The 11,632-nt window shown below is 42.8% G+C and carries 8 protein-coding genes and 1 riboswitch; of the genes, 6 read left to right on the top strand and 2 right to left on the bottom strand.

From position 1 onward, the window contains the following. Window positions 1-74 precede the first annotated feature (74 nt). From hemN to nfo, 4 genes are all read left to right on the top strand, one after another. On the top strand, window positions 75-1,451 hold the full coding sequence (hemN, locus tag WMO13_RS09510; RefSeq protein WP_026879536.1) for an oxygen-independent coproporphyrinogen III oxidase: 1,377 nt from the start codon (window positions 75-77) through the stop codon (window positions 1,449-1,451). A 427-nt stretch (window positions 1,452-1,878) separates the two neighbouring features. Further along, window positions 1,879-2,238 carry a DUF485 domain-containing protein gene (locus WMO13_RS09515; protein ID WP_034856201.1) on the top strand — a complete coding sequence of 120 codons (360 nt, stop codon included), beginning with the start codon at window positions 1,879-1,881 and terminating at the stop codon, window positions 2,236-2,238. 79 nt (window positions 2,239-2,317) lie between these two features. Continuing rightward, on the top strand, window positions 2,318-4,015 hold the full coding sequence (locus WMO13_RS09520; RefSeq protein ID WP_026879538.1) for a cation acetate symporter: 1,698 nt from the start codon (window positions 2,318-2,320) through the stop codon (window positions 4,013-4,015). A gap of 229 nt (window positions 4,016-4,244) precedes the next feature. Continuing rightward, window positions 4,245-5,093 carry a deoxyribonuclease IV gene (gene nfo, locus WMO13_RS09525; protein ID WP_026879539.1) on the top strand — a complete coding sequence of 283 codons (849 nt, stop codon included), beginning with the start codon at window positions 4,245-4,247 and terminating at the stop codon, window positions 5,091-5,093. Between the two features lie 194 nt (window positions 5,094-5,287). Here the strand turns inward: nfo and metE are convergent, their stop codons facing one another. Together metE and rbsK are read right to left on the bottom strand one after the other, a co-directional pair. Continuing rightward, window positions 5,288-7,597 (bottom strand): 5-methyltetrahydropteroyltriglutamate--homocysteine S-methyltransferase, encoded by a 2,310-nt coding sequence (gene metE, locus WMO13_RS09530; protein ID WP_026879540.1) that lies wholly within the window; start codon window positions 7,595-7,597, stop codon window positions 5,288-5,290. Window positions 7,598-7,933: 336 nt separating this feature from the next. After that, window positions 7,934-8,052, bottom strand: a riboswitch (SAM riboswitch). A 351-nt stretch (window positions 8,053-8,403) separates the two neighbouring features. Further along, window positions 8,404-9,351: a ribokinase gene (gene rbsK, locus WMO13_RS09535; protein ID WP_026879542.1), complete on the bottom strand. Its 948-nt coding sequence runs from the start codon at window positions 9,349-9,351 to the stop codon at window positions 8,404-8,406. A 358-nt stretch (window positions 9,352-9,709) separates the two neighbouring features. Here rbsK and WMO13_RS09540 point away from each other — a divergent pair, with 358 nt between their 5' ends. Together WMO13_RS09540 and WMO13_RS09545 are read left to right on the top strand one after the other, a co-directional pair. Beyond that, a complete protein-coding gene (locus WMO13_RS09540; protein WP_026879543.1) occupies window positions 9,710-10,603 on the top strand; it encodes a glutamate/aspartate ABC transporter substrate-binding protein in 894 nt (297 codons plus the stop codon). Window positions 10,604-10,902: 299 nt separating this feature from the next. Then, window positions 10,903-11,631, top strand: a complete 729-nt coding sequence (locus tag WMO13_RS09545; protein ID WP_034856204.1) for an amino acid ABC transporter permease — start codon at window positions 10,903-10,905, stop codon at window positions 11,629-11,631. Window position 11,632 lies beyond the last annotated feature (1 nt).

Genomic DNA, 11,632 nt, shown 5'->3' on the forward strand with positions numbered 1-11,632 from the left:
GTTAGCCTATGATGTTAACAAAGATCATTCGTCCCCCTTCGAGCAGAAGCTTATCATTAGAGTATATAGGTAATATGACAAATAAAATATTTAATGAAGCCCTCATCGCGAAATACGATAAAGCAGGCCCTCGCTACACTTCCTATCCTACGGCAGTGCAATTTACCGACGAATTTGGCAACAAAGAGTATATCGAAGCGGCGAAAGCCTCTAATGAAAGGCTTAATCCGCTGTCTCTCTATTTTCATATTCCTTTCTGCGCTACGATCTGTTTCTACTGCGGTTGTAACAAAATTATCACCAAAAATCGTAAACGCTCTGAACCTTATCTTGAACGTCTCTTCAAAGAGATGGAGATGCAAGGAGCACTCTTTAGTAACCGCGCGCCGGCAAAACAATTACATTGGGGCGGTGGGACACCGACATTCCTCTCTCATGATGAGATGCGTGCCTTAATGGATAAAACCCGCGAAGAGTTTAATCTACTGCCGAATGATGAGGCGGAAGTCTCTATTGAGGTTGATCCTCGGGAAGCGAATGCCGATACGGTTCGTTTCCTTCGCTCTATCGGTTTTAATCGCCTCAGTATGGGCGTGCAAGATTTCGATGATAAAGTGCAATTAGCGGTCAATCGTATTCAACCGAAAGAGATCACGATCGAAACCTTAACGGCAGCGCGAGAATGTGGCTTTAACTCCATCTCTATCGATCTGATCTATGGATTACCCTTCCAAACTGTTGAGACCTTTGATCGTACCCTTGATGATATTATCGCGCTCTCACCTGATCGTCTCTCCGTCTTCAACTATGCGCATATGCCCCATCTCTTTAAAACACAAAAGCAGATGAATGCCGCAGATATGCCATCGCCACAAGAGAAGCTCTTAATCCTTAAATTGGTGATTGAGCGTCTAACGGATGCCGGCTATGTCTATATTGGGATGGATCACTTTGCAAAACCCACAGATCAACTTGCGATTGCACAGCAAGAGGGTCTACTCTACCGGAATTTCCAAGGCTATAGTACGCATGCGGATTGTGATGTTGTAGGAATGGGCGTCTCTTCAATCTCGCAAATTGGGGATATCTACTCACAAAATGCCAAAACGATGCCGCAATATGAAGAGCGGATCGATAGTGGCCAACTCGCTATTATGCGCGGTGTTAAACTCACGCGCGATGATGTGATTCGCCGGCATGTGATTACAGAAATTATGTGTAATCTCAAACTCGATCTTGATCAAGTGAGCCGAGATTTCAATATCGATGCGCGGGAATATTTTAAAGCGGATCTTCCAGAGCTTGAAGCGATGCAAGATGATGGCTTAATCATTGTGGATAAAGATAAGTATTATGTACAAGATGCCGGTCGCCTTTTAATTCGTAATATCGGCATGGTCTTCGATGCTTATCTGCAAAAAAATGATAATCGCTTCTCTCGCGTTATCTAATAATATTATTCGCAACAAATCTATACAATATCGTGTTTTTGATTAATCAACTTCTATAAAAACCGATACAAAGCGCTCATTGGAAATCCTCTTTGAGCGCTTTTTTTATGCCTTTGATCTCTTCCGAGCCCATGTTCATTAGATCGACAATCGAATCAATAACCCCCGATTAAGATCATATTTCCAATTAATTTCAAGCAATTAAATGACCATCTACGACTTCTTTTTATCACAAAGAGACCCGCTCTCTATTGCTATAAAAAAATAGCTATGATAGTTTTAAATTATTACATTATAAGAACAAACGTTCATCTAGCGAACAAATAAAATAATATAAAAATAATGTATAAGAAAAATAACGTATAAGAAAAATAATAACGATATTTAAGTCCCTACCCTATTTTTTATAACAACAAAGGAGGTCAAGATGTCCACACATCTTACGGAGGAACGCGCAGAGCGCGATTATGATGAGATGATTACCGCGGTCGGTCAATCCCCTCGATTTTATGAAATTGTCAAAAAGAAACAGTTCTTTAGCTTAACGCTTCTCGCGCTTACGCTCGGATTTTATATTCTGCTCATGCTCGCAGTAGCCTTTGCACCTGATCTTGTGGCCAAACCGATTGTAGAGGGAGGTGTTACAACTTGGGGAATTATCGCCGGATTCTTTCTGATTATCTGGACCATTCTCTTAACCGCTTACTACATTCAAAAAACGAATCGTGTCTTCGACCCTATGAATGAAGCGCTACTTGAGGAGGCCGCGAATGAAACGCTTAAATAATAGACGCTCAAATAGTCAATACCTAAATAGTGCATCCTCACACTCTCTACCCGTAAAGCAAAATCAAGAGAGGCATAGAATGCGCTTTGGAACACTCGTTGCCGGACTCATTATCAGCTCACCGCTGCTCTCTACTGCTTTTGCCCAACATGCATCCGGAGGAAAGAATTGGACGGCGATTGCGATGTTCTTCGTCTTTGTTTTAGCAACCCTCTATATCACCTTCTGGGCGGCGAATAAAACGAAGTCAGCCTCTGATTTCTATACTGCAGGTGGCGGTTTATCTGGCTTTCAAAATGGTTTAGCGATTGCCGGAGATTATCTCTCCTCTGCCTCATTCCTGGGTATCTCGGCGATGGTCTTCACCTCGGGTTATGATGGGTTAATCTACTCTTTCGGCTTCTTTATTGGCTGGCCTGTGATTCTCTTCCTAATGGCGGAACGTTTCCGGAACCTCGGCCGTTTTACCTTTGCCGATGTGACTGCTTACCGTTTAAAACAGCGCCCTATTCGAATTTTAGCGGCGTTCTCCACAATGGCAATTGTACTGCTCTATCTCATTGCGCAGATGGTGGGTGCGGGGAAACTCATTGAGTTACTCTTTGGCCTTAACTATGGTTTAGCGGTAATGATCGTAGGGGTTTTAATGGTCCTTTACGTGCTCTTTGGTGGAATGTTAGCGACCACTTGGGTGCAGATGATTAAAGCAGTCTTGATTCTCTTTGGCGCAACATTAATGTCTGTCGTTGTGCTCTATTGGTCTGGCTTTAGCCTCGAAACGCTCTTTAGTAATGCCATTGCGAAGAGCCCAAAAGGCATTGATATTATGAAGCCAGGATTACAATTCCCAAATCCCATTGATGCGATATCTCTCGGCGTTGGTTTAATGTTTGGAACGGCTGGGTTGCCCCATATTCTTATGCGATTCTTCACCGTTAAAGATGCCAAAGAAGCGCGTAAATCTGTACTCTATGCCACAAGTTTTATTGGCTACTTCTATCTCTTGATGTTTATTATCGGCTTTGGTGCTATTGTCTATGTGATGGGTGTACCGGAGTATATGAGCGGAGAATCCCTCATTGGCGGGAATAATATGGCGGCGATCCATCTTGCTCACGCAGTCGGTGGTAATCTCTTCTTAGGATTTATGTCAGCGGTGACCTTTGCCACACTCGTAGCCGTTGTTGCCGGCTTAACACTCTCGGGGGCTTCTGCGATTAGTCATGATATCTATGCCAATGTGATCATGAAAGGGAAACCGAACATGCAAACGGAGCTGAAAATCTCCCGTTATACAACGATTGCATTGGGCGTCATTGCGATTCTGCTAGGGATGATGTTTGAAAATCAAAACGTCGCCTTTGTCGTAGGGCTTGCGTTCTCTATCGGTGCATCGGCGAACTTCCCACTACTCTTCCTCTCGATGTATTGGAAAAAGCTCTCCACACGGGGCGCTGTCATTGGAGGTGCGGCAGGTTTAGTTTCTGCAGTGATTATGATTATCCTTGGCCCTGAAGTATGGGGGAAAGTCTTAGGTAATGGTGAGGGTATTCTACCGTATAACAACCCGGCACTTTTCTCGATTCCGATTGCCTTTATCGTGACGATGATCTTCTCATTAACCGATAAATCTGAAGAGGCAAAAGCAGAACAAGCGCTCTTCTCAGGTCAATATGTTCGTTCGCAAGTGGGCGGTGAAGGGATTGCCGAGGCGATTCAACAATATCGTCAAGTCAATCACCCTGATTTTAATAAGACAGAGTCTAACAAATCATGATGCTTTAAATATTCAGTAGAATGATTAATGGTAGATTACTCACCATAAACAAAAAATAGCTAAAAGGATCGTTTCATAAGAAGCGATCCTTCTTTATATGATTGAACCGGCTTCAATGAATCGTCTCTCTTTTTACAGCATTAATAGTCGTGATCAATCCTTTAAAAAGGATTTTTTTGCCAAATTGAGTACAATAGATCCTAATAATGAACAAAATAAGGGATCAATGATGACATATTATATCGGTGCGCATGTGAGCGCCGCAGGTGGTGTACAAAATAGTGTGAAAAATGCCCATGAGATTGGCGCGAATGCTTTTGCTCTCTTCACCAAGAATAATCGTCGCTGGGAAGGACCACCGCTTAAAAAAGCAGATATTGAGAGCTATCAACGCTTTTTACAAGTCTATCAATACTCACCGAAACATATTTTGCCCCATGCGAGTTACCTGATTAATCCTGGTCACCACGATCCTGAACAATTAGCGAAATCTCGTAATGCACTGTTAGATGAGTTTCAACGCTGTGAACAGCTCGGCATTGAACTCATCAATTTCCATCCCGGTAGCCACCTCAATAAGATGCCGGTGAATGATTGCTTAGCTACCATTGCGGAATCCATTAATATGGTATTAGATCAGACAAAAGGCGTGACCGCCGTGATTGAAAATACCGCCGGACAAGGTTCAAACTTAGGTTTTGATTTTGAACACCTTGCGCGCATCATCGAAGATGTAGAAGATAAGAGTCGTGTGGGCGTTTGTATCGATACTTGCCACGCCTTTGCGGCTGGCTATGAGCTTCGAACTGAAGAGGGCTGCGATCAAACTTTTGAAACTTTTGATAAAGTTGTTGGGTTTGATTATCTTCGAGCGCTCCATCTCAATGACTCTAAAGGGGCTTTCGCTAGTCGTGTGGATCGGCACCATAGTTTAGGCAAAGGGGAGATTGGTGAAACACCGTTCCGCTATATTATGCAAGATGATCGTTTTCGCAATATGCCATTAATTCTCGAAACCATTGAGCCGGAAATTTGGAAAGATGAGATCGCATGGCTACGCTCTTTAGAAGCAAAATAGTTTGAAATAATAAAAGCAAGATCAGTTCAAAATAGACTGATCCAAATGCCGACCTGTCGCTTGTAATCAGCATAGACAAAAAAATCCCTATCCTGTTTAGTGATAAACAATAGATAGGGATAAGTCACACAATGAGGCTGATTCAATATAATGATTCATTGTCACTAATAATGACAACCATAAAAGCAATGATATTACTCTGCTTGATACTTTTGACGTAGCGATTTAGTCGCAGCGACAAGGTGATTCAATGCCTCGCGTACTTCATCCCATCCTCGAGTTTTAAGACCGCAATCAGGGTTGATCCAAATCCGCTCTTTCGGCAGATATTCCGTCGCCCGTTCGATCAAGGTTTCGATCTCTTGCGTCGTGGGAATTCGCGGGGAGTGAATATCATAAACCCCAGGGCCGATATCATTTGGATATTGGAACTCCCTGAAAACATCGAGCAGTTTCATGTGAGAGCGGGACGTTTCAATCGTAATCACATCGGCATCGAGATTGGCAATCGAGTGAATAATCTCATTGAAGTTGGAATAACACATGTGAGTATGAATCTGTGTGGTGGACGCAACGCCGGAACTACTCAATCTAAAGGCACGCTCTGCCCACTCAAGATAGGCCGCTTGTCGTGCTTTACGAAGCGGTAATAGCTCTCGAATCGCCGGCTCATCGATCTGAATAATATGTACGCCGGCTGCTTCTAAATCTTGTACCTCATCACGCAAGGCTAAAGCAATTTGATAAGCAGTTGTCTCATCGGACTCATCATCCCGCGGGAAGGACCACGAAAGAATGGTAACGGGACCTGTAAGCATTCCTTTTACCGGAAGATTTGTTAAACTCTGTGCATATTGAATCCACTCAACAGTAATCGCTTTCGGACGAGCAACATCCCCATAAATAATCGGGGGTTTGACGCAGCGAGAACCATAACTCTGTACCCAACCAAATTGAGTAAAGGCAAAGCCATCTAAGTTCTCACCAAAATACTCCACCATGTCATTCCGCTCAGCTTCACCATGCACTAAAACATCTAGACCGAGCTTCTCTTGCTCTTCAATAGCATATTGAATCTGTGCTTGAATCGCCGTTTTATATTCTGCCTCACTAATTCCCCCTAAACGGTACTGTAATCGAGTTTGACGAATATCCCCTGTTTGTGGGAATGAACCGATTGTCGTTGTTGGGAAAAGAGGTAATTGGAATTTAGCTGCTTGTAGCGCTGCGCGCACCGTAAAAGGATCATTGCGCTTAGCATCTTCTGGGCGAATGTCGGCAATTCGTTTGGCAACAGCACTATTGTGAATTCGAGTGGACGTTTCACGTGAAACTTGAATAGCACTTGCTTTCGCTAGAGCATCGCTCACAGCTTCTCTTCCTTGATTTAACCCTTGGGTCAATACTTCAATTTCGGTAATTTTCTGAATACCAAATGCTAGCCAACTGCGAATTTCCGCATCGAGTTTCTCCTCGGCATTGAGATCGACCGGCACATGCAGAAGAGAAGAAGAGGAGCCCACCCACAATTGATCACCCCACTGTTTAGCAAGGGGTTCTAAAATCGTTAAGCTTTTCGCTAGATCATTCGCCCAAATATTACGACCATCCACCAATCCCACTGACAAAATTTTATCACTCGGCCAGGCAGATGCTACCGAATCAAGATCCCCTCGTACCGCATCAATATGTAACCCTGCTACCGGCAATGTTTTGACCGTATTAAGATTATCACCAATTTCATCAAAATAGGTTGTGAGAATCAAGCGATCACTCACCGCAGCTAAAGCCTCATAAACGGTAGTAAATGCCGCTCGCCATTCATCAGAGAGATCTAAGGCTAAAATCGGCTCATCGATCTGAATCCAATCCGCCCCGCTCTCGGCAAGTTTCACTAAAATCGCACGATAAGCCTCGATTAAGGCCGGTACTAAAGTAAGTTTAGAGAAAGTCTCTCCTTTAATAGCACTCAGTTTAAGCCACGTTAATGGGCCCACTAATACCGCTTTGACCGCTTGAGGCTCATTGTTGTCATTGGCATTTTGCGCCACATACGCTTTCGCCCGCTTTACGGTATCAAAGAGCTTTTGAGAAGAGAGGGTAAAGGTTTGATTCCTAGTGATTTCCGGCACGATATAGTGATAGTTGGTATCAAACCACTTTGTCATCTCTGAGGCAGGCGCATCTTCGCCGGTGGGCGCCCTACCCCGTGCTACTCGGAAATAGGTATCAAGGCTCACTTCTTCCCCTTGAGGGTGATTAAATCTCGGCGGGATGACTCCTAGAAGGCTTGAAGTATCTAAAATATGATCGTAGAAAGTAAAATCGCCAACAGTTAATAGATCGAGTCCTTGTTGTGCTTGCCAAGCAGCTTCCTCAACCGTACGAGCCACGTCTAATAGGGCCTCTTGGGAAATATCCCCGCGCCAATACTTCTCTAATGCAAATTTTAATTCACGTTTTGCGCCAATACGAGGGAATCCTAAAATGTGTGCGACAGCCATGATTGTCTCCTTTTCTATCCAGTGAGTGCTTATCAATTGAAAATAATTACAATAATTTCTTAAAATATTTAGGAAGTGTTCAATATGAAAGGCTTTCTATAAGATTTTCTCTATAAGATTTTCTCTATGAGATATTCTCTATAAGATCTTCTCTCTGAAATTCTCATTCATCATTGTTCATTTCCCTCAAACTCTCCGTTGGTCTCATTTGAATCTTATTGGATTCTTATTGGAATCCTCGATTGACCTAAGGGGATTTGAGCTTTTGACAATTGAGCTGGCATAAAAAAACCAACACTTTTGTCTTATCAAGCAGTGTTGGTTAGAATCCAATCGCTTTTATCTCTCAGTAAATCCTTTCGGTTTTACTGTAGGAGTTAGCACCTTAGATACCTTTTTCGTATCCAGGTTGCCGGGTTTCACAGGGCCTGTCCCTCCACCACTCTTGATAAAGTACGCATTTCGTTTGCGTTCGTTATAATAATCACAGCCTTTTGCAAAAAGCAAACATTTTTGTAAAGGCTTATCCATTTTTAATCAGGATAGTGCTCTCTAGCTATTGATAATCCTAAGATTACTTTTATAAAAATTTTTGAAAAATATTTCATCAATAAGAGAGAAGCGATCCAAAAAGAGATCGGTAATAGCCCATTGAAAAGAGCGCCTCGAGAAGCAGATAAAAAAGCAAAATGATCATCCCATTTTACTCATAATCTCTCCTTAGAGGTGCTCTCTAATCATAGTACAGCAGTCTTCTTAATGAAGACTGCTAGATAAAGCCTCTTTATCTGAAATCTGAAATCTGATTAATTTTTACTCATCTCTTTCAGAAAATCATCAATCTCAGTACGCCAAGGAATAGCGGGTTGAGCCCCCTCTTTCATCACTGCTAAAGCCGCTGCCGCATGCCCCATCACGACTGCTTTTTCGAGCGTTTCCCCCTCTAAAAGTGCAGTGACTAATACGCCATTAAAGGTATCGCCGGCAGCAATAGTATCAATCGCTTTTACCTTAAATCCCGGCACTAATTCCCCTGTAATTCTCTGTGCATCTCGATCGTTGCGGCTCACCCAAGCGCCCCGTTTCCCTAAAGTAATGATGACGGTTTCAATCCCTTTTTGATGCAAAATACGCGCTGCATTATCGGCACTCGCATCATCAATGACTTCGATCCCCGTCAAAATTTTAGCTTCGGTTTCATTCGGCGTAATTAGATCAATATTGGCTAAAAATTGATCTGAAAGGGTTTTTGCAGGTGCTGGATTGAGCACCGTTAACACGCCTTTTTCCTTTGCTTTTTGCGCGGCTAACTCAAGCGCTTCAATCGGGGTTTCTAACTGCATTAAGAGCGCATCACTCTCAGTAATTTGTGGCATTAAAGGGGTGATAAAATCCACATTCACATGGGCATTAGCGCCGGCATAAATGCCGATCATATTCTCCCCCTCTTGATTCACAAAAATCATAGCAACGCCGGTTTTTTCATTCGGGATCGCTTTAATAAATTCAGTTTGAATCTGATCTTTGGCAAATTGGGCAATGGCAGCTGTCCCCATCTCATCATCTCCGACAGCAGAGATAAAGTGAATATTCGCACCTGCTCGACCTGCCGCTACTGCTTGGTTGGCCCCTTTACCCCCCAGTGCCACTTGGTAATGATCGCCGGCAAGGGTTTCTCCTGGCGCTAAAAAATGGGGAACTTTTAAAATATAATCCACATTACTACTACCTAATACGACTAATTTTTTCTTCATAAGCTCTATCCTATCCGCATTGCAACATTCAATTGAGAGTTATTTTACCCTGTATTATTTCGCATACACGCATTACTTTTACCCCATTCTAACGGATTTTAAACTAACAATAGGTTTTTGATTTAAAAAAATAATTATTCTATTTCATTGCTTTTTAAATATAGCTAGTTTATATCTAAAGATAGGTTGTCTAACAATAATACAACTCGAAAGTGTGGCAATATATTCTGTAGCGCTACCGCATAAATCGGCAACCTGTAATCTCGATCCCACAAGATCGATTACAACAATAACAACAAAATATTAAAAATCGCGGCTTCACACAATAGTAGCCGTAAACCATCAGAGGATAGATACAATGAAAAAGACCCTTCTTGGGCTTGCGCTTAGCAGCCTGCTCGTTTTCCCTGCGCTCTCAAATGGCGAAGAACTCACCGGTACTCTCAAAAAAGTGAATGATTCAGGTTCCATCACTTTAGGACATCGAGAGTCCTCCATTCCCTATTCATACTATGATAATCAACAAAATGTGATCGGTTATTCCCACGAAATCAGCCTCAAAATCGTTGAAGGGATTGAGAAGAAATTAGGGAAAAAAATCGATGTAAAATTGGTACCGATCACCTCACAAAATCGTATCCCTTTAATGAAAAATGGCACGATCGATCTTGAGTGCGGTTCCACAACCCATAATACCGCTCGGGCACAAGAGGCCGGATTTACAAATACCATCTTTATTATCAATATTCGGATGATTACCGATGCCAAATCAGGCATTCATAGTTTTGATGACCTAAAAGATAAAGTGGTCATTACTACAGCAGGAACCACTTCTGAACGTGTACTTCGTAATATGAATGCGGAAAAAGGCGCTAATATTCGAATTCAAGCGGCGAAAGATCATGGCGATGCATTTATGATGCTTGCCGATAATCGAGGTGTCGCTTTTGTGATGGATGATTCACTACTTTATGGTGAACGGGCGAAATCCCCACAACCTGATCGTTGGGTTGTAACAGGGGAATCACAAGGGCAAGAGGCTTATGCCTGTATGATGCGCAAAGATGACCCGCAATTTAAAGCCCTTGCTGATGAAGTGATTGCCGAATTAGCGACGAGTGGCGAGCTAGAAAAAATCTATAACCGCTGGTTTACACAGCCAATTCCACCGAGTAATGTGAACCTTGAATTCCCGCTCTCTGAGAGTATGAAAGCGCTTTTTGCAGCGCCTACTGATAAACCTTATGAGTAAATCAATCGCCATAGGGAATATTGTCCATAAGAAGCGCTGATCTCACGATAATCACGATGATCGCCGATCGTAATTTGTCAGTGCGCTGATCATTAAGACGATATAGGGCGCAAATCATCAAAAGTAGAAAGACTACTGAGAGAATCACCTAGACTCTCTCAGTGGTTAGTTCGCGTCTATCTTATGTGTCTATTCCGTATCTCTATTTGGCTCAAATACTCAAATAATCAGTTTATCTCTATGATTTCACAATTATTTTATGGTGTAAGCACATTGTGTAAACAATAAAAAGGTTTTCTATGTTTGGTTTAGATTTTTCAATGCTCTCTCAAGAAGCGGTTATAAATGAAACCTATCTTGATTGGTTGCTAGAAGGTGCAAAGTGGACAATCATCTCCGCAAGTAGTAGCTGGATTGTCGCCCTTGTGCTCGGTATTATTGTCGGAACAATGCGCACGCTTCCTAGTAAAACCCTCCGTTTTCTCGGCGCAACCTATGTGGAATGTCTGCGTAATGTGCCGCTTATCGTCCAACTCTTCTTCTGGTACTACGTTTGGCCGAATTTGATGCCGGAACCCTTTAGTCAATGGATCAAAATGCAAGATCCCATTGTCCAAATTATGACTGCCGGAATTCTCTGCCTTGGGCTCTTTACCTCTGCACGAGTCGCTGAACAGGTGCGCTCAAGTATCGAGTCCCTCGCCAAAGGGCAACTACGTGCAGCCCTTGCCACCGGGATGACTACATTACAAGCCTATCGCTATGTCATCTTACCGCAAGCATTACGGATTATTCTGCCACCGATGACTTCTGAGCTCCTTAACATCTTCAAAAACTCTTCGGTGCTACAAACGATTGGTCTTGCAGAGCTCACTCGGCAAGCTGCACAAATTAATGATTATACGGCTAAAGCCTATGAATCTTTTATCCTCGTGACCATCGCTTATATCATCATCAATGTGGCCTTAATGTTTATTATGAAAATCATTGAACGATGGACCGCGCTACCCACCGCTAAGGAGGCTTAAT

This window comes from Ignatzschineria larvae DSM 13226, from assembly GCF_038500265.1.
In the GTDB taxonomy this organism is placed as follows: domain Bacteria; phylum Pseudomonadota; class Gammaproteobacteria; order Cardiobacteriales; family Wohlfahrtiimonadaceae; genus Ignatzschineria; species Ignatzschineria larvae.

Coding starts and splice junctions, on each gene's coding strand:
- hemN (WP_026879536.1), top strand. CDS start 75: ATGACAAATAAAATATTTAATGAAGCCCTCATCGCGAAATACGATAAA.
- WMO13_RS09515 (WP_034856201.1), top strand. CDS start 1,879: ATGTCCACACATCTTACGGAGGAACGCGCAGAGCGCGATTATGATGAG.
- WMO13_RS09520 (WP_026879538.1), top strand. CDS start 2,318: ATGCGCTTTGGAACACTCGTTGCCGGACTCATTATCAGCTCACCGCTG.
- nfo (WP_026879539.1), top strand. CDS start 4,245: ATGACATATTATATCGGTGCGCATGTGAGCGCCGCAGGTGGTGTACAA.
- metE (WP_026879540.1), bottom strand. CDS start 7,597: ATGGCTGTCGCACACATTTTAGGATTCCCTCGTATTGGCGCAAAACGT.
- rbsK (WP_026879542.1), bottom strand. CDS start 9,351: ATGAAGAAAAAATTAGTCGTATTAGGTAGTAGTAATGTGGATTATATT.
- WMO13_RS09540 (WP_026879543.1), top strand. CDS start 9,710: ATGAAAAAGACCCTTCTTGGGCTTGCGCTTAGCAGCCTGCTCGTTTTC.
- WMO13_RS09545 (WP_034856204.1), top strand. CDS start 10,903: ATGTTTGGTTTAGATTTTTCAATGCTCTCTCAAGAAGCGGTTATAAAT.